23 protein-coding genes are annotated in these 24,790 nt (G+C 70.1%); 18 read left to right on the top strand and 5 right to left on the bottom strand.

The features are described from left to right. Positions 1–500: 500 nt before the first annotated feature. The 3 genes from AB0E24_RS03200 (at position 501) to AB0E24_RS03190 (ending at position 3,186) form a co-directional block, all read left to right on the top strand. The gene (locus AB0E24_RS03200; protein ID WP_069864579.1) at positions 501–839 is read left to right on the top strand and encodes a MerR family transcriptional regulator; all 339 of its coding nucleotides are present in this window, start codon (positions 501–503) and stop codon (positions 837–839) included. 387 nt (positions 840–1,226) lie between these two features. Next, positions 1,227–1,430 carry a cold-shock protein gene (locus AB0E24_RS03195; RefSeq protein WP_102937412.1) on the top strand — a complete coding sequence of 68 codons (204 nt, stop codon included), beginning with the start codon at positions 1,227–1,229 and terminating at the stop codon, positions 1,428–1,430. Between the two features lie 223 nt (positions 1,431–1,653). Further along, positions 1,654–3,186 carry a DEAD/DEAH box helicase gene (locus AB0E24_RS03190; protein ID WP_359374589.1) on the top strand — a complete coding sequence of 511 codons (1,533 nt, stop codon included), beginning with the start codon at positions 1,654–1,656 and terminating at the stop codon, positions 3,184–3,186. A gap of 206 nt (positions 3,187–3,392) precedes the next feature. On the opposite strand, the gene AB0E24_RS03185 is transcribed toward AB0E24_RS03190, so the two are convergent. Continuing rightward, the gene (locus AB0E24_RS03185; RefSeq protein WP_359374587.1) at positions 3,393–3,626 is read right to left on the bottom strand and encodes a DUF397 domain-containing protein; all 234 of its coding nucleotides are present in this window, start codon (positions 3,624–3,626) and stop codon (positions 3,393–3,395) included. Then, positions 3,616–4,437 (bottom strand): helix-turn-helix domain-containing protein, encoded by an 822-nt coding sequence (locus AB0E24_RS03180; RefSeq protein ID WP_359374585.1) that lies wholly within the window; start codon positions 4,435–4,437, stop codon positions 3,616–3,618. Before AB0E24_RS03180 ends, AB0E24_RS03185 begins: the two co-directional genes overlap by 11 nt. 295 nt (positions 4,438–4,732) lie before the next feature. On the opposite strand from AB0E24_RS03180, the gene AB0E24_RS03175 reads away from it, so the two are divergent. Next, positions 4,733–5,077 carry a hypothetical protein gene (locus AB0E24_RS03175; RefSeq protein ID WP_206333204.1) on the top strand — a complete coding sequence of 115 codons (345 nt, stop codon included), beginning with the start codon at positions 4,733–4,735 and terminating at the stop codon, positions 5,075–5,077. Between the two features lie 152 nt (positions 5,078–5,229). Here the strand turns inward: AB0E24_RS03175 and AB0E24_RS03170 are convergent, their stop codons facing one another. Then, positions 5,230–6,585, bottom strand: coding sequence for a M14 family metallopeptidase (locus AB0E24_RS03170; RefSeq protein ID WP_359374583.1), 1,356 nt, complete (start codon positions 6,583–6,585; stop codon positions 5,230–5,232). 192 nt (positions 6,586–6,777) lie between these two features. On the opposite strand from AB0E24_RS03170, the gene AB0E24_RS03165 reads away from it, so the two are divergent. Together AB0E24_RS03165 and AB0E24_RS03160 are read left to right on the top strand one after the other, a co-directional pair. Then, complete coding sequence (locus tag AB0E24_RS03165) at positions 6,778–8,415, top strand: IS200/IS605 family accessory protein TnpB-related protein (RefSeq protein WP_359374779.1); 1,638 nt, start codon at positions 6,778–6,780, stop codon at positions 8,413–8,415. Between the two features lie 107 nt (positions 8,416–8,522). Continuing rightward, positions 8,523–9,365, top strand: a complete 843-nt coding sequence (locus AB0E24_RS03160) for a S1 family peptidase (RefSeq protein ID WP_069864572.1) — start codon at positions 8,523–8,525, stop codon at positions 9,363–9,365. 83 nt (positions 9,366–9,448) lie between these two features. On the opposite strand, the gene AB0E24_RS03155 is transcribed toward AB0E24_RS03160, so the two are convergent. Together AB0E24_RS03155 and AB0E24_RS03150 are read right to left on the bottom strand one after the other, a co-directional pair. Next, the gene (locus AB0E24_RS03155; protein WP_069864570.1) at positions 9,449–10,459 is read right to left on the bottom strand and encodes a chitinase; all 1,011 of its coding nucleotides are present in this window, start codon (positions 10,457–10,459) and stop codon (positions 9,449–9,451) included. Between the two features lie 219 nt (positions 10,460–10,678). Next, entirely contained in the window at positions 10,679–12,397 is a 1,719-nt protein-coding gene (locus tag AB0E24_RS03150) for a chitinase (RefSeq protein ID WP_359374581.1), read from the bottom strand. Positions 12,398–12,679: 282 nt separating this feature from the next. On the opposite strand from AB0E24_RS03150, the gene AB0E24_RS03145 reads away from it, so the two are divergent. The 12 genes from AB0E24_RS03145 to AB0E24_RS03090 all read left to right on the top strand — a co-directional run bounded on the left by AB0E24_RS03145 (position 12,680) and on the right by AB0E24_RS03090 (position 24,699). After that, positions 12,680–13,585 (top strand): hypothetical protein, encoded by a 906-nt coding sequence (locus AB0E24_RS03145; RefSeq protein WP_069864566.1) that lies wholly within the window; start codon positions 12,680–12,682, stop codon positions 13,583–13,585. Positions 13,586–13,611: 26 nt separating this feature from the next. After that, the gene (gene cpaB / locus AB0E24_RS03140) at positions 13,612–14,316 is read left to right on the top strand and encodes a Flp pilus assembly protein CpaB (RefSeq protein ID WP_079258793.1); all 705 of its coding nucleotides are present in this window, start codon (positions 13,612–13,614) and stop codon (positions 14,314–14,316) included. A gap of 16 nt (positions 14,317–14,332) precedes the next feature. After that, the gene (locus AB0E24_RS03135) at positions 14,333–16,078 is read left to right on the top strand and encodes a CpaE/TadZ family protein (protein ID WP_359374578.1); all 1,746 of its coding nucleotides are present in this window, start codon (positions 14,333–14,335) and stop codon (positions 16,076–16,078) included. A 1-nt stretch (position 16,079) separates the two neighbouring features. Beyond that, a complete protein-coding gene (locus tag AB0E24_RS03130) occupies positions 16,080–16,517 on the top strand; it encodes a TadE/TadG family type IV pilus assembly protein (protein ID WP_102937406.1) in 438 nt (145 codons plus the stop codon). After that, the gene (locus AB0E24_RS03125; RefSeq protein ID WP_079258795.1) at positions 16,514–17,917 is read left to right on the top strand and encodes a TadA family conjugal transfer-associated ATPase; all 1,404 of its coding nucleotides are present in this window, start codon (positions 16,514–16,516) and stop codon (positions 17,915–17,917) included. Before AB0E24_RS03130 ends, AB0E24_RS03125 begins: the two co-directional genes overlap by 4 nt. 8 nt (positions 17,918–17,925) lie before the next feature. Then, the gene (locus tag AB0E24_RS03120; protein WP_069864557.1) at positions 17,926–18,864 is read left to right on the top strand and encodes a type II secretion system F family protein; all 939 of its coding nucleotides are present in this window, start codon (positions 17,926–17,928) and stop codon (positions 18,862–18,864) included. A gap of 76 nt (positions 18,865–18,940) precedes the next feature. Next, positions 18,941–19,828 (top strand): DUF5936 domain-containing protein, encoded by an 888-nt coding sequence (locus AB0E24_RS03115; protein WP_069864555.1) that lies wholly within the window; start codon positions 18,941–18,943, stop codon positions 19,826–19,828. A gap of 289 nt (positions 19,829–20,117) precedes the next feature. Next, on the top strand, positions 20,118–20,267 hold the full coding sequence (locus AB0E24_RS03110; protein WP_162496074.1) for a hypothetical protein: 150 nt from the start codon (positions 20,118–20,120) through the stop codon (positions 20,265–20,267). A gap of 8 nt (positions 20,268–20,275) precedes the next feature. After that, on the top strand, positions 20,276–21,001 hold the full coding sequence (locus AB0E24_RS03105; RefSeq protein WP_359374576.1) for a pilus assembly protein TadG-related protein: 726 nt from the start codon (positions 20,276–20,278) through the stop codon (positions 20,999–21,001). A gap of 42 nt (positions 21,002–21,043) precedes the next feature. Beyond that, positions 21,044–21,625 (top strand): hypothetical protein, encoded by a 582-nt coding sequence (locus AB0E24_RS03100; protein ID WP_079258797.1) that lies wholly within the window; start codon positions 21,044–21,046, stop codon positions 21,623–21,625. Between the two features lie 8 nt (positions 21,626–21,633). Continuing rightward, positions 21,634–22,266, top strand: coding sequence for an OmpA family protein (locus tag AB0E24_RS03095; RefSeq protein ID WP_069864549.1), 633 nt, complete (start codon positions 21,634–21,636; stop codon positions 22,264–22,266). A 1,137-nt stretch (positions 22,267–23,403) separates the two neighbouring features. After that, complete coding sequence (locus tag AB0E24_RS03090) at positions 23,404–24,699, top strand: SLC13 family permease (RefSeq protein ID WP_250853945.1); 1,296 nt, start codon at positions 23,404–23,406, stop codon at positions 24,697–24,699. Positions 24,700–24,790 lie beyond the last annotated feature (91 nt).

Here is a 24,790-nt window from a genome sequence, read left to right as displayed (position 1 = left end):
TGGTTTCTCTCGTAGCCAGAGAGACAGCAGGGCCCGGCAGACACGAACTGCCGGGCAGCGTCAACCGCAGTTGCAGTACGCAGGACGGTGCGGCGGTGGAGTTTCGAAGCCAGGGTTGTTGCAGGACGGCGACGGGACTGGCGGCCGGACCGGGTGGCCCGCAGTGATCAGGGGCCGCCGCGAGCAGTACCGCAGTTCGCGCAGTAGCGCGCAGAACAGTAGTAGGTAAGTGATTGATCCCAGAGGGAAGAACGGAGGAGCCAAGCGCCATCAGGATCGCCCGGGCGGAGTCTTGAGCCCGGGTACCGCAGGACATCGATAGTGAGGTGGTCTCCGGTCAAGCAACCGCGATCCCCGCAGCCCCGACAACTTCCAGGTCGGGTCAGCGGACACAGAAGGCTGGCGCAGTACCAGGGCCGGCGGATGGTGTAGCAGTTCCTTCGGGGCCCGGGTGCCATATGGCACCCGGGCCCCTCCACCCGTTCCACAGAGAGGTGCAAATGACAGCAGGCGAATCGTTCGACCGTCTCGACGACGACGACTATCCCGCCTACACGATGGGCCGGGCCGCCGAGATGCTCGGCACCACGCAGGGCTTTCTCCGCGCCGTCGGCGAAGCCCGCCTCATCACCCCGCTGCGTTCCGAGGGCGGCCACCGCCGTTACTCCCGCTACCAGCTGCGCATCGCCGCCCGCGCCCGGGAACTCGTCGACCAGGGCACCCCCATCGAGGCCGCCTGCCGCATCATCATCCTCGAAGACCAGCTCGAAGAAGCCCAGCGCATCAACGCCGAGTACCGCCGCGCCGCCGCCTCAGAGGACCCGACGACCGCAGGCTGAGGTGGTCCGGTCCCGCCTGCGCGCGGAGCATACTGCGGGCCGGGCCCCGCGCTCGCCGAGCCGTATGTGACGACCGCTCTTGCTGGAACACTGTGCCGCAGGTGGGGCAATATCTATTGCCGCGAAACGAGGGTTGAATATGTCGCGCGGACAGTGTGTTTATCGCGGCGAACGAATTCGCTCCCTCGGCCGTACGCGGGCCAGTACCGCATGCTACTGTCGATCTCAGTTGCAGTTGTGGTTCCCAAAAACTTCGACGCTCGTGCCGGCATTTAGCTGCGGGAAGCGTTTTGTATTTCCGGTTGTTCTCCGGGCGGGGCATCATCACGGCGACCCGGTGTCCGTGGATTGCGGGTGCCGGCGTACTGCCCCACAAGGAGATATGACATGGCGTCTGGCACTGTGAAATGGTTCAACGCGGCCAAGGGCTTCGGCTTCATCGAGCAGGACGGTGGAGGTCCTGACGTGTTCGCCCACTTCTCGAACATCGCCGCCCACGGCTTCCGCGAGTTGCTCGAAGGGCAGAAGGTCACCTTCGACATCGCCCCGGGCCAGAAGGGCCCGACGGCCGAGAACATCGTTCCCGCCTGACGCTGACGCGCACTTCGTAGCTGGGGCCCGCATCCCTCGGGGCGCGGGCCCCAGCTACGGGCATTTCCCTCAGTGATGCCTCCTGTGGGGCCAGAACCGCTCCCAGCTCACTGCATGGCGTCTTCGATTTCGCATTCCATTTCGGCCCGTTCTTGTGATTCCCCGCGCGGCTCTTCCGCTGCGGGAATTCCTTGATACGTGCCGTATCAAGGAAGGTTCTCAAATGAACCCCACACGTACGAACCACCGCACCTCCCGGACCCGCCGCGCCAGCGGCCCCGCTTTCGACTCCGGCACCGGTTCGGGCCGGGGCAGTCGCTTCGGCTCGCCCGCCCCGAGCCGATCAGGGCGGCCGAGCCGCTCCGGTGGCCCGAGCCGCTCGGGTGGCCACGGTCGGCGGCCCGCCGCGGCCTCGGGCGAGTTCGCCCTGCCGAAGACGATCACTCCCGCGCTGCCCGCGGTCGAGGCTTTCGCCGACCTCGACATGCCCGCCCAGCTGCTGGCCGCGCTGACCGCGCAGGGCATGAGCGTCCCGTTCCCGATCCAGGGCGCGACCCTGCCCAACACCCTCGCGGGCCGCGACGCCCTGGGACGCGGGCGCACCGGATCCGGCAAGACCCTCGCCTTCGGCCTGGCTCTGCTGGCCCGCACCGCCGGACAGCGTGCCGAGCCCCGCCAGCCGCTGGCCCTGGTCCTCGTCCCGACGCGTGAGCTGGCCCAGCAGGTGACCGACGCACTCACCCCCTACGCCCGCTCGGTGAAGCTGCGCCTGGCCACCGTCGTCGGCGGAATGTCGATCGGCAGGCAGGCAGGCGCGTTGCGGGGCGGCGCCGAAGTCGTCGTCGCCACGCCGGGCCGGCTCAAGGACCTCATCGACCGCGGTGACTGCCGGCTGAACCAGGTCGCGATCACCGTCCTGGACGAAGCCGATCAAATGGCCGACATGGGCTTCATGCCCCAGGTCACCGCACTCCTGGACCAAGTGCGCCCCGAGGGCCAGCGGATGCTGTTCTCCGCCACCCTCGACCGCAACGTCGACCGCCTGGTCCGCCGCTACCTCACCGACCCCGTCGTCCACTCCGTCGACCCGTCGGCGGGCGCCGTCACCACGATGGAGCACCACGTGCTCCACGTGCAGGGCGCGGACAAGCACCGCACGACCATCGAGATCGCGGCCCGCGACGGTCGGGTGATCATGTTCCTGGACACCAAGCACGGCGTCGACCGGCTCACGCAGGACCTGCTGAACAGCGGAGTGCGGGCCGCCGCACTGCACGGCGGCAAGTCGCAGCCGCAGCGCACCCGGACCCTGGCCCAGTTCAAGACCGGGCACGTCACCGTGCTCGTGGCCACGAACGTCGCCGCCCGCGGCATCCACGTCGACGACCTCGACCTCGTCGTCAATATCGACCCGCCGACCGACCACAAGGACTACCTCCACCGCGGCGGCCGCACCGCGCGGGCCGGCGAGTCGGGCAGCGTCGTCACCCTGGTCACCCCCAACCAGCGCCGCGATATGAGCCGTCTCATGAGCGCCGCCGGGATCGTGCCCCGGATCACCCAGATCCGCGTCGGCGAAGAGGCCCTGAGCCGGATCACCGGCGCCCAGGCACCCTCCGGCATCCCCGTCACGATCACCGCGCCGGTGGCCGAGCGGCGTAAGCGCGGCGCATCCTCACGCGGCCGACGCAGCCCCGCCTCGGCTGCCCGACGCAGGACCGTACGGCAGACCTCCTTCGACGCGGCGGCGGCCTAGAAACTCCGTGATCAGGAAACTGACCCACCACTGTAGGAGGCACCTTTTGACGCTGGTCCAGCGCGTGTCCCCAGCCCACTCCAGCGGGCTTCCGTGATGCTCGCCGCCCCTGCCACCGTCTGACCGACGAGGGAGAGATGCCGTTCGGCGGTGGGAACCAGCGGGGGCAGCCGTTAACGGCTGCCCCCGCTGGGGAGTTGGGTGGTTCAGGTGGTGGGGAACTCCCCGCGCTTGACGGCGGAGACGAACGCCGACCACGCGGACGGCTCGAATACGAGCGCCGGGCCGTGCGGGTCCTTGCTGTCGCGGACGGGTATGACGGCGTGGCCTCGCGCGACTTCGAGGCATTCGCCCTGAGGTGTACTTCCGCCGCTGTAGCTGGACTTGTACCACCCGGTCAGGCGGGACGAGTCAGGGACCGTGTGTTTATTACTGACCATGTGCATGTTCCTCTGCTGCCGCCCTGACAAGGGCAAGTGATTCCCGTCGCGACATCGCATCGCTGAGAGCCAGAGCGTAAGCCGCCTGACTCTTGGCCACCAAGGCTGGATCATCAATCAGTTGGCCGACAACGAAACCTTCTGTATAGGCCACCGGGGCTGAGTCTTCGAAGGCCATGAGAGTGAGCAGGCCTTCCATGAGGGAGTGCGCCCCGGCGCCGTATGGAAGCACGTGGAGCCGTAGTCGCTTCCCTTCGGCCAAGTCTGCAATCTTTCGCAGCTGTTCAGCCATGACCTGTGGTCCTCCGACTTGGCGCCTGAGCACAGCCTCGTCGAGCAGCGTCCAAATTACCGGTCTTGGTGGCCCGTCCAGAAGCTGAGCACGGTGCGTCCGGGTGACAACGGCTTCGTCAAGTTCCTCGGCTGTCGGGTTGGGTTCGAAGGCGCCGAAAACGGCCCGCGCGTATTCGGGGGTCTGAAGCATCCCGGGGACCAGGCTGATTGCGAACTGCTGAATCAATGTGGCCTGTTGCTCCAGCTCGACCACAGACCCGAAGTTGGCGGCATAGCGCGACTCCAAGTCCTCCAGCCACCGCGCGAAGAATCCGTCCGTCCCCAGCGCCTGGTCGATTCGTACCGCGTCGTCCGGCCTCGGCAACCGCCTGCCCGCCTCGAAGTGACTGATCAGCGTGGGCGAGCACACCACGATCTCGCTCAGCGCCTCCTGTGTCATGTCGGCCGCTGTGCGGCGGAGCCGCAGCTCTTCCCCGTACTTCTCCCTGGGTGTGCGTGGCCTTCGATCCATCTTCATGGGCTGACTCCCCGAGTTGAAAGGTGCGTGGTCAGGCTCGCCCTGCTAGCAGCGTAGCCAGAACAACCACCACTCTGTGAGGAAAGCGCCACACAGCGTGAAGAAGCGCAAGACCCTCGCGACCGGGGTGCACCGGCCCGAGGGCGTGGCCCACCAGCTGACAGGAGCTGATGAACATGAAGGACCCTATGGGGCGGTTCCTCGCATGCGTGAGTGCACTTCTCGCCGTACTGCCGCCCGGCTGTCATCGGGCCGGGACCCGGGCGGTGATCCGCGGTGTGGTGGAGGTGCCCGGATGGGTGCGATGACCGGTCTGCGCCTGCTGCCGTGGTCGGATCCGGACGGCAAGCCGTGTTACCTGGCGTCGGACGACGGGACCAGCCCGCTGAGCCGACGTGCGGATGCGATCGAGGCCGTACAGGTGTCGATGGCGGCCGAACTCCTCCGGCACGCCCGGGTGTTGCTGGACGCCCCCAGGGCGGACAAGCGAGAACTCCGCTACCTCGCGGAGCGGCTGTGTGAGGCGCTGCGCGACGTGTTGCGGGTCGCCGAGAGCCGGGGCGCTCGCCTGCCCTCGTACGGCGAAGGCGACGACCCGGACGTGGGCACGGCGCCTGGCAGCGCTGCGGGGGCGTCGTGACCGACTGGCGAATCAATCCCGTTCCGGGCCGGGGCTTGCGCAGGGTGAACGGTGGGGAACTCGCGTTGCCGCTCCAACACAGGGCCGCGGGTGCCGTCCCGGCGGGTTCCCCGCCGGGACGGCACCCGCGTGCCATACGGTGTCGGCTCGGCTCAGGCGCAGTACTGCGCCTCCTTGCCGATCGAGCGGTACATGCAGTCCGCGTTCTCCACGAGTTGGAGCACCGCGTCGCGGTTGCGGCTGGTCTCGCGGTCGATGACCTCGTCGGGCGGGTAGAAGCCGCCGGCGCCGGAGGAGGTCGGGTACATCTCGAAGGTGTAGGCGAAGACCTTCTGGGTGCCCCACAGATAGTCGTCGATCGCGCCGTCGGTGATGTAGAGCTCGCTGGACTGCTCGGGGGTGTAGCCGTTGCTCGCGGCCATCTTCTTGCCGACCGCGGCGAAGGCGTCGTAGTCGTCCCGCGTCATGCCGGTGGTGGTCTCGTCGTACGTCCAGCCGAACGGCCACAGCACCAGTTCGCTATAGGTGTGGAAGTCGATCGCGGCCTTGATCTGCTGCTTGCCGCCGACGACGCGGCTGCGCGCGAAGTCGGCCACGACCTTCACCTCGGGGGCGGAGGCGGCGCTGGGCCCGCGGTAGGTCTCGGAGCCGGGCGATCCTGAAGAGCCGCCGCAGCAGCCCCATTTGAAGTCCCAGTTGCGGTTGAGGTCGGTGCCGACGGACGAGGAGCCGGAGTTGGGCTGGCGGTTCTTGCGCCAGCTGCGGTAGGAGCCGGTGGCGATGTCGTACTCGCCGCCGTCCGGGTTCACATCCGGGACGATCCAGATCTCCCGGCCGTTGACCGCGTTCGTGATCCGGGAGTCGCTGCCGTAGCCCTCGGTGAACTGCCGCACCAGATAGAGGGCCATCTCCACGGTCAGATGCTCACGCGCGTGCTGATGGGCGGTGAAGAGGACCTCGGGTTCGCTCTCGTCCGTGGCCACATTGTCGCTGATCTTGAGCGCGACGATATCGCGGCCCTCGTACGACTTTCCGATGACGCGCTTGCTGAGAATGGCCGGATACTTGGCCACCGCCGCGTTGATCTCGGCATTTGCCTCGGCGTAATTGTGGTATTTCGCATCGGCCGAGGGGAAGTCGAACGGCTTGGCGGACCTGCCCTGGCCGCGGTCGGGCGGGCCCGGGAGGGCGGTGAGCCGGTGGCCGAGCGTGCGCAGCCGCTCGGCCTGCGCCGCGTCGGCGGTGACGACCAGGGAGCGGGCGTCCACCTCGTCGATGGACACACCCGTGGCGGCGATCGCGGTGCGGGCGGCCGGGGTGGTGGGGCCGGAGACCTCGTACTGCTTCACGCTCGGGTCGGCTGCGGTCTCGGCGGCGGACGGGGCGGTGCGCCCGGTGCCGGGCCGGGGTGCGGGGTCGTCGGCCCGAGCTGCCATGGGTGCGGCGAGTGCGAGGGTGAGCAAGGCGGTGAGGGCGGTGGCCCGTCTGCCGCGAATGCGACGTCGCATGACATCTCCTGGGGGTTGGAACTGCTGCTAATTGACAGTGCTTGGGCGTGTTGGAGCGTGCAGGAGTGAGTGCTGCGGTGACGGCGGGTGGATTCGGGGGAACGGGAGTTCTTGCATCGAATGCGTGACCTTCCCGGGGGAGGCTCGTTGTGCGGGATGACGGATCTTCGGTATTGGGCGGGGGTGAGGAAAATGGGTGGCCGGCGGGAGGTGGCGGCGCCGTTCGTCGCGTCCGGGCCTTGTGGTGTGGCGATCCGTGCCCGACTGAAGACGCTCACGCCCGAAGATGAGAAGGTCCTGACGCTGCTGGGTGCGCACCTGGGCTCGCTCGCTTCGAAGGACCTCAAAGCGCGTTGCGTTGACGGTCTGGAGCACTCCGCTCGGACCTGGGCGGCCCGGAAGCGGGAATTGACGGCCGCCTCGTCGTCCCGGTGGGCGGGCAGCATCACGAAGGCCACTCACGATCAGTGGGCGCTTGTCCGGCGCGGGCAGTCGGCGTACGTCCAGTCTCTTGAAGCGAGCATCGGGACGCTTCAACGCCGTCTTTCCCTGCCGATCGGCGAGAGAGGAACCAGGCATTCGCCCGGCGGCTACCGGTCGGCGCACGAGTGGTTCCACAAGACACGCCGCCTGCACGCACTCGAAGACCGGCTCGTCTCCGTCAGCGCCGACCGTGAAGCCGGTGTCGTGCGTGTGTCGCGTGGCGGGAAACGTCTGTTGAAAGCCCGCCACAATCTCGGCAAGGCGGGGCTCACTGAGGCCAAGTGGCGTGAGCGATGGGAGGCGGAGCGCTGGTTCCTCCAGGCCGATGGCGAGTCCGGAAAGAGGTTCGGGAACGAGACGATCCGCGTCACGCCCGAGGGCGAAGTGAGCATCAAGCTCCCGTCCCCCCTTGCCGAGCATGCGAACGCGGGACACGGCCGGTACGTCCTCGCCGCGAAGGTCCGCTTTCCCCACCGGGGCACCGAGTGGGCCGACCGTGTCGCCGCGAACCGGGCTGTTGCCTACCGCATCCACTACGACGTACAACGCGGACGCTGGTACCTCACCGCGTCCTGGACGTTCCCCGTCGCCAAGACGATCCCGCTCGATGACGCACTTGCCGACGGAGTGATCGGCGTGGACACCAACGCCGATCACCTCGCCGCCTGGCGACTGGACACCCACGGCAACCCCATCGGTCATCCGCGCCGATTCTTCTACGACCTGTCCGGTTCGGCCGACCACCGCGACGCCCACGTCCGCCACGCCCTGTCCCGGCTGCTGAACTGGGCCAAGACCTGCGGCGTCAAAGCCATCGCCGTCGAAGACCTCGACTTCACCGCCGAGAAGACGCGGGAGAAGCACGGGCGCAGGAAGCGCTTCCGCCAGTTGATCTCCGGTATGCCCACCGGCAGGCTCCGCGCCCGGCTCACGTCGATGGCCGACTCCACCGGAATAACCATCATCGCTGTGGACCCGGCCTACACCTCGAAGTGGGGCGCCCAGCACTGGCAAAAGCCGCTCACCACCAAGAACCGTAAGACGACCCGTCACGATGCCGCGAGCATCGCGATCGGGCGACGCGCCCAAGGGCATCCGATCCGGCGACGGACGGCACCGCCCCCTGCTCACCAGAGTGATGTGCAGGGGCATCGGACCGTCCAGGCCGGTGTGGAGGCTCCTGTGCGTGAGGGAACCCGCCCCCGCATTCCAGGACCACGCACACGATGCGTGCCGCCGGACACGGAGAGAACGCGGGCAACCAGGACACCCAAAACCGTTCGGGATGTCCGTAGTGACCAGGTGTGGGTACAAGACTCACTCCTTCTCACTAATGAGGAACGGTGAGGGGCGAGCGACTGCTGCGCCAGTGTTCGGCCATGCGCATGACATGCGCAAGGGTGGGAAATGGTCGATGCCGAAGGAATCTCTCATCGAGGGAAGGAACCCCCCGCATGAACAGATCTCTCGTCGGTGCGCTCTCGGCCCTGTTACTGGGCGGCGCGACCCTCGTCGGCGCGGGTGCGGCACCCGCGACGGCCGCGTCCCCCGCCAAGGCCCCGAAGGCGGTCGACTTCGCGGGCACGGTGGCGCTCAGCAACTGCTCCGGCTCCGTCGTCCGGACGCCGGGCTCGGCCGACAGCGACCCCGCGCTCGTGCTCTCCAACGGCCACTGCCTGGAGAGCGGCTTCCCTGGCGCGGGAGAGGTGATCGTCGACCAGCCGTCGAGCCGGAGCTTCACCCTGCTGACCGCCTCGGGTGGCAGCGCCGGCACCGTACGCGCGAACAAGGTCGCGTACGCGACGATGACCGACACCGACATCTCGCTGTACCAGCTGACGTCCACATACGCCCAGATCCAGTCGGCGTACGGCATCAAGGCACTAACGCTGTCGGACAGCCACCCGACCCAGGGCTCCGCCATCAATGTGGTCTCCGGCTACTGGAAGAAGATCTACTCCTGCAATATCGACGGATTTGCATACCGGCTTAAGGAGGGCGACTGGACCTGGAAGGACTCGGTCCGCTACACCTCCGCCTGTGACACGATCGGCGGAACCTCGGGCTCTCCCGTCGTCGACCCGGCGTCCGGCAAGGTCGTGGCCGTGAACAACACGGGCAACGAGGACGGCGCCCGCTGCACCCTCAACAACCCGTGCGAGGTGGACGAGAACGGCGCGGTGACGGTGCGCAAGGGCATCAACTACGCCCAGGAGACGTACGGCATCACCAAGTGCGTGACCACCGGCAACAAGATCGACCTGAACCTGGCGGGGTGTGTGCTGCCCAAGCCGTAGCGAACACCAGTGCGCCGGTGTGCCCCGCCCATCGCGGGCGGGGCACACCGGCGCACCTCGAACCTTCGTTCCCGCTCTGTGGCCTAGAGCCCGTGGACGTGCGGGCCGACCGCCTTGGACCAGGCGTTCCCGCTGGCCGCGTCCCAGTTGGTGGACCAGGTCATCGCGCCGCGGATGCCGGGGTAGGTCTTGGACGGCTTGAAGGAGCCGCAGCCGGAGCCCTTGGCGAGGCAGTCGAGGGCGTCGTTGACCACGCCGGGCTCGACATAGCCGGAGCCGGCGCCGCTGGTGGAGGCGGGCACGCCGATGCCGACCTGGGACGGGTCGAGCCCGTTCTCCAGCTGGATACAGGCGAGCGCGGTCAGGAAGTCGACCGAGCCCTGGGAGTAGACCTTGCCGTCACAGCCCTGCATCGAGCCGCTGTTGTAGTACTGCATGTTGACGACCGTCAGGAAGTCCTTGATCCCCAGGGCGGTCTTGAAGTACTCGGTGGACGCCGACTGCATGTCGATCGTCTGCGGCGCCATGGTGACCACGACATCGCTCTTCTTGTCGTGGACGGCCTTGAGCGCCTTGGTCATGTAGGTGGAGTTGACGCCGTTCTCCAGGTCGATGTCGACGCCGTTGAAGCCGTACTTGTCCATCAGACCGGTGATGGAGGAGGCGAAGGCGTCGGCCGAGGCGTCGTCGCTGACCGAGATCGTGCCCTTCTCGCCGCCGACGGAGATGATCACTGACTTGCCGGCCGCCTGCTTGGCCTTGATGTCGTCCTTGAACTGCTGCTCGTCGCTGTAGCCGGTGGCGGGGTCGAGCTTGAAGTCGACGGCTCCGGGCGAGCCGGTGGCGTCCGCGAAGGCGACCGCGATGATGTCGTAGTCGTCCGGGACGTCCGAGAGCTTCTGGGTCGTCGCGCCGTTGTCGAAGTTCTGCCAGTAGCCGGTGACGGCGTGCTCCGGGACGGCGGCGGCGCTCTGGCCGGCGTCGGAGTGGTCCTCGGACGCGTTGGCCGAACCCGCGGATATCAGCCCTCCAGCAGCGAGGGCGACGACGGCGGCGGCTCCGAGCAGCCGCTTGGTGAACTGTGCGCGTACCACGACAGCCTCCGTAGGTGGGGGGAGAGGTGTGGGGGTGGTGTTGCGAATGCGTGGTCAGGGGCCCCTGTGGCGTGCGTATAAGGTGGTCCAGACCAATGCCGTTGTCAACCCCACGCGACATCTTCCCCGCACGGGAGGGTGAAAAATGCGGATGAGGGGGCCAAGAGCGGTTGCGCTCCCGGCCCCCTTGGGCCTTCCGGCGGAAGGCGCCGCGTCACGCTACGGCAGACCGTGCACCTTGGGGCCCACCGCGCTCGACCACGCGTTGCCCGCCGTCGCGTCCCAGTTGGTGGACCAGGTCATCGCGCCGCGCAGACCCGGGTAGGTCCTGGACGGCTTGAAGGAGCCGCAGTTCGTGCTGCGGGCCAGGCAGTCCAGGGCGTTGTTCACGATCGACGGGGAGACATAGCCGCCGCCCGCGGCCCGCGTCGAGGCGGGCAGGCCGAGGCCCACCTGGGACGGGGACAGACCGCCCTCCAGCTGGATGCAGGCGAGCGCGGTGAGGAAGTCGACCGAGCCCTGGGAGTAGACCTTGCCGTCACAGCCCAGCATCGAACCGCTGTTGTAGTACTGCATATTGACCACCGTCAGGATGTCCTTGATGTTCAGCGCCGTCTGGAAGTAGGCGTTGGATGTGGACTGCATGTCGATGGTCTGCGGGGCCATGGTGATGACCAGGCCGGACCCGGCCTTCGCCGACAGGGAGCGCAGCGCCTGGGTCATATAGGTGGCGTTGAGGCCGTTCTCCAGGTCGATGTCGACGCCGTTGAAGCCGTACTCCCGCATCAGGGCGTACACGGAGTCGGCGAAGTTGTTCGCGGAGGCCGAGTCGTTGATGGAGACCGTGCCGTTCTGGCCGCCGATCGAGATCACCACGGACTTGCCGGCCGCCTGCTTGGCCTTGATGTCGTCCTTGAACTGCTGCTCGCTGCCGTAGCCGACGGCGGGGTCGAGCGTGAAGTCGACGGCCCCCGGGGTGCCGGTGGCGTCCGCGAAGGCCACCGCGATGATGTCGTACTGGTCCTGGACGTCACGCAGCTTCTGCACGGCCGCGCCGTTGTTGAAGTTCTGCCAGTAGCCGGTGACCGCGTGCTTGGGCACGGCGCCGCCACCGCCTCCGCCGCCTCCGGCCGTGGTCGTGCCCGTGATGGCGGACGACCTCGGCGACTCGCCCGCCGCGTTGGTGGCGGTGACCTGGAACTGGTACGAGGTGGACGGCGCCAGGCCCGTCACGGTCGCCGAGGTGCCGCCGGTCGAGAGCACCTTGGAGCCGTCGCGGTAGACGTTGTAGCCGGTCGCGCCGGAGACCGGGGACCAGGACAGATCGATGGCGGACGAGGTGGCGGTGCCGGTCCGCAGCCCGCTCGGCGCGCCCGGCGCCGGGTCGCCGGGGTCGCCGCCGGGGCCGGCCAGGCTGATGTCGTCGGCGTAGTAGGCGGGCTGGCCGTACCAGCCGTGGGTGTAGACGGTCACCGAGGTGGTGTTGGGGCCGGTGGTGAAGCCGGTGCTGAGCTGCTGCCAGCCGGGCGCGGAGGCCGTCCAGGTGGAGACGTCGGTGGTGCCGGTGCCGCTCGCGCCGAGGTACACATAGCTGCCCTGGACCCAGGAGCTCAGGGTGTACGCGGAGTTGGGCTTGACGGCCACGGTCTGGGCGCAGCGGGCGTTGTCCGAGCCCGCCGGGGTGGCCTTGAGGGCGGCCGAGCCGCTGTGGACGGGGCTTGCGACGGTGGTGCCGCTTCCGGCCGAGCAGGTCCAGCCGCTGAGGCCGGATTCGAAACCGGGGTTCTGGGCGAGGTTGGCGGCCGCGGCGCCCGCGGCGGTGCCGCCGCCGAGGGCGACAAGGGCGGTGGCACCCAGCGCGGTCGCGGCGAACGCGCCGGTCAGCCGGGCGAGTCGGCGTCTGAGTCGGGTGGTGCGGGGGCGTGGGGCACGGTCCATGACTGCCTCCGTGGGGGAATCCGTTGGGAAGCCGGTGTGAAGGAGGAGATTGCGGACGGTGGCCACCGTATGAACGTAAAGTGGTCCAGACCAATGGGCTTGTCAAGAGGATGCGCGCACTGAAGGATCGGGCCCGGGGTGCGTAACCCAGAGGAACTGTTCTCTCACGCTGTTTTCGTGGATAAAGTGACGACGCACCAGGACAGGGGCAGTAAAGAGACAGGGGCAGTAAAGACCTGCGGCCGCCGCCGCTCGGCGCCGATGTGAGACGGGGTAGCCGACGTGCCCACCGCGATAGCAGTCACCGGCCGCGAGCTGGTTCTTCCGCCACCCGACGGGCAGACCCCGTCGGCCGTAGTGCTCCGCCCGCCGGACGCACAGTCGCTCGACGACGCCCTCGCCGAGGTCGCGACCCTCCTCGATCAGCAGGGCTATCTCGTCGTGCTCTACCCCGCCGCGACCCCCGCGGCCGTGGTCCGCCGGCTCCACACCGTGCGCTCCGTCCTGGAGAGCGACCGGATGGCGCTGCTGCCGCTCGAACTGCCCCCGCTCGCCGTCGCCGTGCTGGCCCGTCAGCTGCGCCAGCTGTCCATTTCGGACTTCAGCCCCGGTGTGCTGGCGTGCGCCGCCCGGCTGCTCTCCCACTACATCCACGCGGGCGCCCTGCTGGGCAGCGTGGCCAGGCTGGACCGGGTCCCGGTCAGCCTCACCTCGCACGTCAAGTCATGGATGCCCGGCGCCCACTTCGGAGTGCTCGCCCATCCCACCCCGCACCTGGTCAAGGTCGGCGGCGCGACGGAGCTGCCCGCGCCCGGGTACCTCACCGCCATGACCGTCGCCCGGGGCCAGCTGGGCAGCCATGGCTACGGGGGCGGCGGCGCGGGCCACGACGACTGGGTCACCGGCGCCCTCGCCCCCGCCTGGGGCGTACGAGGCGTGGAGGAGGTGCCGCTGCCCGCCGAGTCGGCGCGCTGGTGGGGCACTCCGAAGCTGATCGAGTTCGCCGCGGCCATCCCCGACCTCTCGGTCCTCTACCAGCTCGTGGCCTCCGTACGGAGAGAGGAATGCCACTGGTGCGGTTTCGAACTCATCGGCGACCGCTGTGCCTTCTGCTCCTGCCCGGTGGCGCGCGGCGATGAGATCCCCGCACTGCTCACGTCCCAACGTCCCGCCCTGACCAGCCGGTAACGTCCCCGAACGAGGTTGTGCGTCCCATGAATTCACGCCAGCGCCGCGGAGTCATCCTGCTGCTCCTGTCGGTCCTGTGCGCCGTCGGCGCCTTCGCCGGAGTTCTCTCCGTCATCGACGACGTGGAGTCGAAGGTCGGCCCCGAGACCACGGCCTACAAGCTCACCTCGGACGTCAAGCCCTACAAGGCGCTGGACGCGGGGGAGTTCGAGAAGGTCTCGATGCCCAAGCGCTATGTGCCCTCCACCGCCGTCACCGATCTCGACGAGCTACGCGGGAAGATCGCGGTGACCCAGCTGACCAAGGGGTCGCTGCTCCAGCGGGACATGATCGTGGACCGGCCCGCGCTGAAGGCCGGACAGCAGGAGATCGCGATCATGGTCGACGCGGCCACCGGCGTCGCGGGGAAGATCACCCCGGGCGCGCGGGTCAACATCTACGCGACCTTCGAGGGCAGCACCCAGGGCGAGGCGCCGGTCTCCAAGCTGATCGTCGCGGGCGCCGAGGTGCTCGACCTCGGCAAGATCACCGCCCTGGAGCCCGACCAGGACGACAAACGGCGGATCAACGAGGCCGTGCCGATCACCTTCGCGCTCGACACCAAGAACGCCCAGCGCGTGGCCTACGCCGAATCCTTCGCCTCGCATGTGCGGCTCGCGCTGGTCGCCCCAGGCGGGGGCTCCTCGATAGGCCCCGGCGACCGCACCTACACCCTCGACGGCGACAAATGAGTGAGGAGGTGCCGCGGTGACGATCAGGATTCTGCCGGCCGTCGGCGACCCCGACGCCGCCCGCTCCCTGAGCGGGCTGCTCGGCCAGCTGCCCGGTGTCGAACCGACGGCGCCGGTGGGCGATTCGACCCTGCTGCTCGACACCCTCGCATCGCTGGCCGCCGCCTCCCTGGAGGAGCTGCCGGAGGTCGTCCTCGTCCATGAGCGGATCGGCCCGGCCCCCGCGCTGGAGCTGATCCGCGAGATCGCGCTGCGCTTCCCGGCGGTGGGCGTGGTGCTGGTCACCGCCGACGCGGGGCCCGCGCTGTACTCGGCCGCCATGGACGCGGGGGCCCGCGGCATCGCCGGAATACCGCTGTCGTACGACGAACTGGCCGCCCGAGTCCAGGGCGCCGCCCAGTGGGCCACCGGCGTCCGGCGCCATCTCGGGGGCGGCGGCGATCCGTTGGCCGCCGGGCCCGGCGGCAAGCTGGTCGCGGTCGCGGGCGCCAAGGGCGGGGTCGGCACCACCGTGACCGCCGTTCAGCTCGCGCTCGCCGCGCGGGCCGCGGGCCGTAAGGTCGCGCTGGTCGACATGGACCTCCAGTCCGGCGACATCGCCTCGTACCTCGACGTCCAGTTCCGGCGCTCGATCGCCGATCTGGCGCAGATCAGCGACATCTCGCCGCGGGTGCTCCAGGACGCGGTGTTCACCCATCAGACCGGGCTCGGGCTGCTGCTCGCACCGGGCGAGGGCGAGCGCGGTGAGGAGGTGACCGACGGCACCGCCCGCCAGGTGATCGGCGCGCTGCGGTCGCGCTTCGAGATCGTGATCGTCGACTGCGGTACGCAGATGACCTCCGCGGGCGCCGCCGCCGTGGAGACCGCGGACATCGCGCTGCTGGTCACCACCCCGGACGTGGTCGCGGTGCGCGCCGCCAAGCGCATGGTCAGGCTCTGGGACCGGCTCCAGATCCGCAAGGCGGAGGAGACCGTGACCGTGGTCAACCGGCACACCCGCAGCGCGGAGATCCAGCCGCAGCTGGTCCAGCGGGCCACCGGGACGACCGTGGCGCGCACGGCGATCCCGGCCGGTTTCAAGGAGCTCCAGCCCGCCGTCGACTCCGGCCGGATGCAGGACCTGGACGCCAAGTCGGCCGTCAAACAGGCGCTGTGGGGGCTGGCCGGGGAGCTGGGCCTGGTCGAGGCCGCGCCCCCGGGCGGCGGCGGCCGCCGCGCCGCCCACCGGGGCGGCCACGCGGCCGGGGGCGGCGGCGAGCGCGCCCTGCCGGGGCTGCGGCGGCGCCACGCCATAGAGGCGGGCGGCGACGCGGCGCAGGGCAGCGTGGGCGACGGCACCGACGCGCTCAACGAGCTCGCCCCGCCGTCCACCAAGGGGTTCCTGCGCAAGCGGGGCGGCGACCGCGGCCAGGTGACGGTCGAATTCCTCGGCGTCCTGCCGCTGGTGCTGATCGTCCTCGCGGTCGTCTGGCAGCTGGTGCTGGTGGGCTATACCTACTCACTGGCCGGCAACTCGGCCGACAAGGGCGCCCGCGCGGGCGCCGCCAAGGGCGCGGGCGCCTGCCAGGACGCGGCGAGCAAGGACATCCCCGGCTCCTGGAGCGCCGATATCGACTGCGCCGGCGGCGACGGCTCGGTCTACAAGGCCACGGTCGAGCTGCACGTCCCGATCCTCTTCCCCGGCGCCGCCGACTTCCCCTGGACGGTCACGGGCACCGCGGGCGCGGCGGACGAGACCGACCTGGCGGGCGGAGGAGGCTGAGATGACCCGTCACCGCGTGCGCGTGCGGCGCGCCTCCGGCCGGGACCGGGGGTCCGCGTCCATCGAGTTCCTCGGCTTTCTGCCGATCCTCATCCTCGTCGCGCTCGCCGCCGTACAGCTCGGCATCGCCGCCTACGCCGCGCAGCAGGCCGGGACCGCGGCGCGGGCGGCGGCGCGGACGGCGTCGCTGGACGAGCCGCGGACCAGTCCGCAGGCCGCCGGGCTGGCGTCGATGAGCGGATGGCTGGCCGACGGGGCGAGCATCGGCAGCGGCGGCTGCGGCGGCGGGGAGGCGCGGGCCACCGCGACCGTGGAGATCCCCTCCGTCATCCCCGGCTTCGACTTCGGCAGCGCCGAGAAGAGCGCCACCATGCCCTGCGACGAAGGAGACGGCGGTGCGGGCCGTGCGGCCCAGGCCGCGTTGGGAGGCGGCCGATGAGCCTGCGGTCCCGTATCACCGCGCCCGAGGGGACCCCCGAGGGCGGCGGACGCCAGGACGGGCACCTCGTCTCCGCCTACCGCGCCAAGCTGCTCGAGGAGATCGACCTCGCGGAGATGTCCTCGCTCTCCACCGCCGAGCGCCGCTCCCGGCTGGAGCGCGTGCTCGGCCACATCATCAGCCGCGAGGGCCCGGTGCTGTCCACCGCCGAGCGCTCCCAGCTGATCCGCCGGGTGGTGGACGAGGCGCTGGGCCTCGGGGTGCTCGAACCGCTCCTGGAGGACGCCTCCATCACCGAGATCATGGTCAACGGCCCGGACCAGATCTTCGTGGAGCGCGCGGGCCGGGTCGAGCTGGTCCCGGTCCGCTTCGCCTCCGAAGAGCAGCTGATGCAGACCATCGAGCGCATCGTCTCCACGGTCAACCGCCGGGTGGACGAGTCGAATCCGATGGTCGACGCCCGGCTCCCGTCCGGTGAGCGGGTCAACGTGATCATCCCGCCGCTCGCCCTCACCGGCGCCACGCTCACCATCCGCCGCTTCCCCCGCGCCTACACCCTCCATGAGCTGATCGGCATGGGCACGCTGGACGAGCAGATGCTGATGCTGCTCGCGGCGCTGGTGCGGGCCAAGTTCAACGTCGTGGTCTCCGGCCCCACCGGCTCCGGCAAGACCACGCTGCTCAACGCGCTGTCCGGGCTGATCCCGGACGGGGAGCGCATCATCACCGTCGAGGACGCCGCCGAGCTCCAGCTTCAGCAGACGCATGTGATCCGGCTGGAGTCCCGGCCGCCCAACGTCGAGGGCAAGGGCCGGATCACCATCCGCGACCTGGTCCGCAACTCCCTCCGGATGCGCCCCGACCGCATCATCGTCGGCGAGGTGCGCGGCGGCGAGACCCTCGACATGCTCCAGGCCATGTCCACCGGCCATGACGGTTCGCTGGCCACCGTCCACGCCAACAGCGCCGAGGACGCGCTGATGCGGCTCCAGACGCTCGCCTCCATGTCCGATGTGGCCATCCCCTACGAGGCGCTGCGGGACCAGATCAACAGCGCCGTGGACTGCATCGTCCAGCTGGTCCGGCACGCCGACGGCTCCCGGCGGATCAGCGAGATCGCGCTGCTGGACAGCCATGGCCACGATACGTACCGGCTCGCCACCGTCTGCCGCTTCAACGCCCAGCCCATGGGCGCGGACCGGGTGGTGCACGGGCGGTTCGGCTACTTTCCGCTGCCGGAGCGGGTCGCCGAACGGCTGCGGCTGGCGAGCGAATCGGTGCCGCCCGCCTTCGGGGTGGCCGCCTTTCCGGCGCAGCTGGCCACCCGCGCCGCCGGATACGACCCGCACGACCGACCCCCGTTCGACCGACCCCCGTACGACCCCAGGGACCGGAGGTAGCAGGGCCCATGGACCATCTCGCGACGGCGGCCCTCGGCGCGACGCTGGTGTGCGGCGCGCTGGGCGTCGTGGGCGTGCACACCTTCGTCCGCGGCAAGGAGCAGCAGCGCGCGCTGATCGACCGGCTCTCGGAGACCGGCCCGCTGCCGGGCACCGGCCGCCCGCGCCGCTTCGCCCGGGTGGACCGGCGGCTGCGCACCACCTCCCTGGGCCGGAAGCTGGAGCTGCGGCTGGCGGCCACGGGCCTGGAGATCACGCCCGGGGAGTTCTTCGTCTACACGGCGGGGGTGGCGGCCGGGCTGTGGCTGGTCGCGGCGTCCTTCCTCGCGGCGTTCTTCGGGCCGATAGCGGCGGTGGTCGCCGTCTGGGGGTCGTTCGCGTTCCTCAGCTGGCAGCGCCAGAAGCGGATAGAGCGCTTCATCAACCAACTGCCGGAGCTGTCACGGATCCTGGCCAACGCCACCCAGGCCGGCCTCGCGCTGCGCACCGCGCTCGGCATGGCGGCGGACGAGATGGAGGCGCCGGCGGGCGAGGAGCTGGCCAAGGTCGCGGCCAAGCTGGCCGTCGGCCACTCGATCGACGACGCACTGGAGGAGCTGGCCGAGCGGCTGCCCTCCCGGGAGCTGGTGGTGCTGGTCACCACGCTGGTGCTGTCCAACCGCGCGGGCGGGACCGTGGTGAGCTCGCTGCGCAACCTCACCCAGACGCTGGAGGAGCGCAAGGAGACCCGTCGGGAGGTGCGCACCCAGCTCTCACAGGTGACCGTCACCGCCTATGTCGTACCGCTGCTGGGGATCGGGACGCTGCTGCTGATGAACCGGATCTCGGCCGGTTCACTGGACCGGATGACCTCGTCCTTCTGGGGGCAGGCCGCGGTGGTGGTGGCCTTCGGCCTGTACGGGATCGGCTTCTTCCTGATCCGCCGGATGTCCAAGATCGACGTCTGAGACCGTCCGGGACCGTCCACGACCGAATACGGGCGAATCCAGAAAACAGGAATCCAGGAAAAGGGGACACAGGGAGATGGCACTGCTGCTGGCGCTGGCGGCCGGTCTCGCGGTGGCGGGCATCGCCTACGGCATCGCGCTGTACCGCAGCGAGGCCAAGCTGCCCAGCGATCTGGCGGTGGCCCTCGAGGTCGGCTCGAGCCGTACGACCGTGGTCGGCTCGGCCGTGGACCGGCTGGGCATGCGCTACGCCCCGCTGGTGCTGCGGCTGATGGGCGACAAGCGGGTGGCCAGGGTGCGCCGCCGGATCGATCTGGCGGGCAACCCGGGCGGTCTGACGGTGGATCGCTACGCGGCCCGGCGGGCGGTCTACGGGACGCTCGGCTTCGGCGGGGCGCTGGTGATGCTGATCAAGGGTCAGGTGCTGCTGGCGCTGTTGCTGGTGGCGTTCGGCCTGTTCTGGATCGAGGTGGGCATCTGGGCGGCGGTGCGGGAGCGCAAGGACGCGATCGAGCGGACGCTTCCGGACTTCCTGGACGTTCTGGCCGTCGTGGTGAGCGCCGGGTTGAGCTTCCGTCAGGCCCTGGACCGGGTCGCGGAGAAGTATGAGGGCCCCTGGGCGGATGAACTTCGCATCACACTTCGGCAAATGGACATGGGTGTCAGCCGCCGTCAGGCGTTCGAGGAGCTACGTAAACGTAATGACTCGGAACAGGTCGCGCAGTTCGTCACCGCCCTTCAGCAGGGCGAGGAACTGGGCGCTCCGATTGTCGAGACGTTGATCGCCATTGCGAATGACATGCGCCGTACGGATGCGCAGAACGCCCGGCGGCGCGCGGCGCGCGCGGTGCCGAAGGCGACCATGGTCATCACGACCTTCATGGTGCCCGGAACCATGGTGCTGCTCGTCGCCGGGTTCTTCATCGGCTCCGGCACCGACTTCGGCTCGGTGACGGGGGACTGACGGTCTCTTTTAGGTGAAGCTCCTTCGCGGTTGCAATTGAATGTGGGACAGTCGTCGGCGGAGAACTCCTCGCTGCCGGAGGGGGTGAGACGGATGCGCGATCGCGGTTGGTCGTCACGTCCACGGTTCGAACGTGGTGAACGGGGAAGGCAATGCTTCCTGGGGCACTGTTCCGAGACGGCTGTTTCGGCGTACTTTGCTCGTGTCGCGAGCGACACCACGGGGGTTGAGTCGCCGGACCACACAGGGACGGCAGCCCATGGAGGGGAACACAATGGGGAAGCGCGTCATGCGGAACGATCGGGGGCAGACCTCGATCGAATACCTGGGCATCATCGCCGTCGTGGTGGCCATCGTGCTGGTCCTGTCGACCACGGACTTCGGCAGCATGATCGCAAACGCCATTTCCGACAAGATCTCACAGGTCGTCGGCATCTGACCGGTCCCGTGACAGCGCGCCGAGATCTCAGGAGCGACGCGGGGCAGGCGTTTCCGATCTACATCACGGCGGTGGCGGGCCTGCTCTTCCTCGCGCTCGCCCTCTTCGTCGTCGGCCAGGCCGGAGCCACCCGCAACGGCGGGCAGACCGCCGCCGACGCGGCGGCCCTCGCGGCCGCCCAGGACTACCGCGACCAGCTGCGCAAGGGGTTCCTGGAGGCGATCGCGAACGGCAGCGCATGGGACGACCTGCTGGACGGACGGGGACTGGGCGGCACCAACGCATGTGATCAGGCGCAGTGGTTCGCCGACCAGAACGGCGCGGATGTGACCGACTGCCGCGGGCCCGACTTCCTGCCGACGTCCTTCACCGTCACCGTCAGGACCCACAAGCCCGTGGGCAAGACCGTCATCCCCGGCACGGAGAGCAAGCACGCGGAGGCGACGGCCAAGGCCGTCGTCACCCCGCGCTGCACCGCCGAGCCGCCCGCCCCGCCGAGCGGGCGACCCGGCGACGGCGGTGACGGTGGTGACGGCGGCAAGGGCGGCGGCGGTGGCAAGGACGGCGACGGTAAGGACGACGGCAAGGGCGGCGACGGCGGTAAGGACGACGACAAGGACGACAAGCCGCCCATCGACCTCCTCTGCGACGGAATCGACCTGACCATCGACCCGACGCGGCTCGATCTCTTCCCCGACGCCAAGGATCTCTTCTCCGTGCACCTCGCCGACTGACGGCAGACTGACGAGCGAACGAAGAGCAAAGGACAGCGAGCGATGAGCATTCGGCACACGACGAAGGCCCGGAGGGGGGCCGCCGCGACGGCGCTCGCCGCGGCCCTGGCCCTCGCCGTGGCCGGGTGCGGCAACGGCGACGGCGACAAGGCGCCCGACGACGGCGCGGGACGGGCGTCCACCGCGGCCAAGGACGACGGCGACGAACAGCAGCCCGCGGCGGACTCCTCCAAGACCATCGGCGAGATGAAGGGCCCCGGCGGGATCGTCGTCACCCTGCACTCCGCGGTCCGCGACGACGGCGGCTTCGTCACCGTCAGCGCCACCGTCACCAACCACGGCAGCCGGCTCTTCAACGCGATCGACTGGCGCTCGAAGGAGACCGAGGTGAAGTCCCTCTCGTCCGTCTCCGGAGCGTCCCTCGTCGACGAGAAGGGCAAGAAGCGCTATCTCGTCCTGCGGGACACCGACGGTCAGTGCTTGTGCACCACCGGGCTCTCCGGGATCAAGCCCGATGAGAGCCGTCCGCTGTTCGCACAGTTCCCGGCCCCGCCGAAGAATGTCACGGAGGTCGACTTCCAGATCCCGACCATGCCGTCCGTCGGCATCACCCTCTCCGGATGAGCCGCGCCATGACACCGCAGACGACGGCCCGCCCCGCGCGCCGCGGCCCCGTGCTCGCCGCGCTGGCCTCCACCGTGCTCCTGGTCACCCTCACGGCCCCGGCGCCGCCCGCCCACGCGGACAGCGGTCCCGGCGCGCCCGCCGACACCACCCCGCCGATGAAGATCGACGCCAAGGACTCCGATCTGCGGATGCCCGAGGGCGCCAAGCTGGCGCCCGGCCGGGTCCTGGACATCAAGTCCGTGGTCGAGACGGACGACGGCGACGAGCGGCGGGAGGACACCAACGCCAAGGTGAAGTTCGCCCTCCAGGCCGAGGTGCTCTTCGGCAAGGACAGCGCCAAGCTGGGCGGCGCGGCGCGGTCCCGGATCAAGGAGATCGCCTCCGAGGTCGAGCGGCAGGACGCGAAGAGCGTCCGCGTCTTCGGCTTCACCGACGACCTGGGCTCCGCGGGCCATGGGATCGTGCTGTCGAAGCAGCGGGCCAACGCGGTGCAGCAGGCGCTCGCCGAGGATCTCGACCCCTCGGTGAACTACGAGATCCGGGGCTACGGCGAGCAGTACCCGATCGCGGACAACGCGACCGAGGAGGGGCGCAAGCGCAACCGCCGGGTGGAGGTCAGCTTCCCTCGAACCGGCTGACGCCCGGCTGACCCACGGTACGGAGCCGCACACCGCCGCTTCCCCCTCCCCGCCCCTTCCCACAACTGTGGCTCCGCCCCAGCCCCCGAACCGGGGCTCCGCCCCGGACCCCGCTCCTCAAACGCCGGAGGGGCTGGAAAGCGGGGCTCGGCCCCGGACCCCGCTCCGCTATCGCCGGAGGGGCTGGAAAGCGGGGCTCGGCCCCGGACCCCGCTCCTCAATCGCCGGAGGGGCTGGAAAGCGGGGCTCGGCCCCGGACCCCGCTCCTCAAACGCCGGAGAGGCTGCAAAGCGATGCTCGGCCACCGAGCCCGCTATCGCCGGAGGGTGGAAGGCGATGCTCGGGCCCGGAGCCCGCTATCGCCCGAGGGGCTGGAAGCGGGGCTCGGCCCCGGACTCCGCTCCGCTATCGCCGGAGGGGTTGGAAGGCGATGCTCGGGCCCGGACCCCGCTATCGCCCGAGGGGCTGGAAGGCGGGGCTCGGCCCTGGACTCCGCTCCGCTATCGCCGGAGGGGCTGGAAAGTGAGGCTCAGCCCCGGAGCCCGCTAACGCCGGAGAGGCTGGAAAGCGGCGCTCGGCCCCGGACCCCGCTATCGCCCGAGGGGCTGGAAAGCGGGGCTCGGGCCCGGACCTCGCTATCGCCGGAGGGGCTGGAAGCGGGGCTCGGCTCCGGAGCCCGCTATCGCCGGAGGGGCTGGAAAGCGGGGCTTCGCCCCTTGCCGGGGTATCGGTATGCGGCTCCGCCGCGTGGCGGGGCTCCGCCCCGGCCCCCAGGGCCTGGACCTCTTGCTCCCTGGACCCCGGGGGCCGGGACCCCTTGCCCCCTGGACCCGGGGTCTGGACCCTTTGCCCCCGTCCCTCCGTCCCTCCGTCCCTCCGGCCCTCCGGCCCCCCGGCCTCCCGGCCCCCGGGGGTCTGGGGCGCGGCGCCGCCTTTCAGCCCCTCCGGCGATTGAGGAGCGGGGTCTGGGGCGGAGCCCCAGTTTCGGGAAGGGGCGGGCAGGGGAACAGCCCGCCGCAGGCGCACCGGCCGCGGCAGGGGAACAGCCCGCCGCAGGCGCACCGGCCGCCGCAGGCGAACAGCCCGCCGCAGGGGGATCGGCCGGGCGGGGCCGGGGTGCCCGATACCGCATCATGGGTGTGTCGATCGCCCCCTTCGCCGGAGCCCGCCCTGAGTACCGCCGTCGCCGAGACCCTCGCCATCGCCCTGCTCCTCGGCGTCCTGGCCTTCGCGGTGGTGCGCCCCCATGGCCTGCCGGAGGCGGTCGCGGCCGTGCCCGCCGCCGGGATCGTGGTCGCCGTCGGGGCGGTCTCGCCCGCACGGGCCTGGGCGGAGACCCGGGACCTGCTGCCCGTCGTGGGCTTTCTGGCCGCCGTGCTGCTGCTGGCCCGGATGTGCGCGGACGAGGGGCTCTTCGAGGCGGCGGGGCAGGCCGTGGCGCGGGCCTGCGCGGGGCGTACGGACCGGCTCCTGGGCGGGGTGTTCGCCGTCGCGGCCGCCGTCACCGCCGTGCTCAGCCTGGACGCCACCGTGGTGCTGCTCACGCCCGTGGTGTTCGCCACGGCGGCCAGGCTCGGGGCGCGGTCCCGGCCGCATGTGTACGCCTGCGCCCATCTGTCGAACTCGGCGTCCCTGCTCCTCCCGGTCTCCAACCTCACCAATCTGCTCGCCCTCGAGGCCGGCGGGATCTCGTTCACCCGGTTCGCCGTGCTGATGGGCCCCGCCTGGCTGCTGACCATCGGCATCGAGTACCTGGTCTTCCGCCGCTTCTTCGCCGACGACCTGGCCGCCGGGACCACCGAGCCGCCGCCCGCCGACTGGCCCAAGGTGCCGGTCTTCGCGCTGACCGTGCTGCTGCTGACCCTCGCCGGGTTCGTCGGGACCTCGCTGGCGGGTCTCGAGCCCCAGTGGGCGGCCTGGGCGGGCGCCCTCGTGCTGACCGTAAGGGCGCTATGGCACCGCAGGACGACCGTAAGGGGGGCCGTCGGCGCGATCGGACCGCTGTTCTGCCTGTTCGTGCTGGCGCTCGGCGTGGTGGTCCAGGCCGTGCTGGCGGGCGGTCTCCAGGAGGCGCTGGGCCATGTGCTGCCCAGTGGGGCGAGCCTGCCCGCGCTGCTGGGGATCGCGGCGGTCTCGGCGGTGCTGGCCAACCTGATCAACAACCTGCCCGCGGTGCTGGCGCTGCTGCCGATCGCCTCGGGGGGCGGCCCCGGGCCCGTGCTCGCCGTGCTGATCGGCGTCAATCTGGGGCCCAACCTCACCTATGTCGGCTCCCTGGCCACCCTGCTGTGGCGGCGCGTAGTGCATCACCATGAACCGGGCACCGGCTCCGACCTGGGCGTGTTCACCCGTCTGGGGCTGCTGACCGCACCGGCGACCGTGGTGGCCGCGACGGCGGCGATGTGGCTGATGCTGAGGGTCACCGGGAGCTGAGGCTCACCGGATGCCGAGAGGCGCCCGAAGTCGAGAGGCGCCCGAAGTCGAGAGGCGCCCGAAGCCGAGGGGCGCCCGAAGCCGAGAGGCC

Source organism: Streptomyces malaysiensis subsp. malaysiensis (assembly GCF_040653035.1).
In the GTDB taxonomy this organism is placed as follows: Bacteria; Actinomycetota; Actinomycetes; order Streptomycetales; family Streptomycetaceae; genus Streptomyces; species Streptomyces malaysiensis.
The sequence above is the reverse complement of the archived record's forward strand: the minus strand, read 5'-3'. Positions and strand labels throughout refer to the sequence as shown.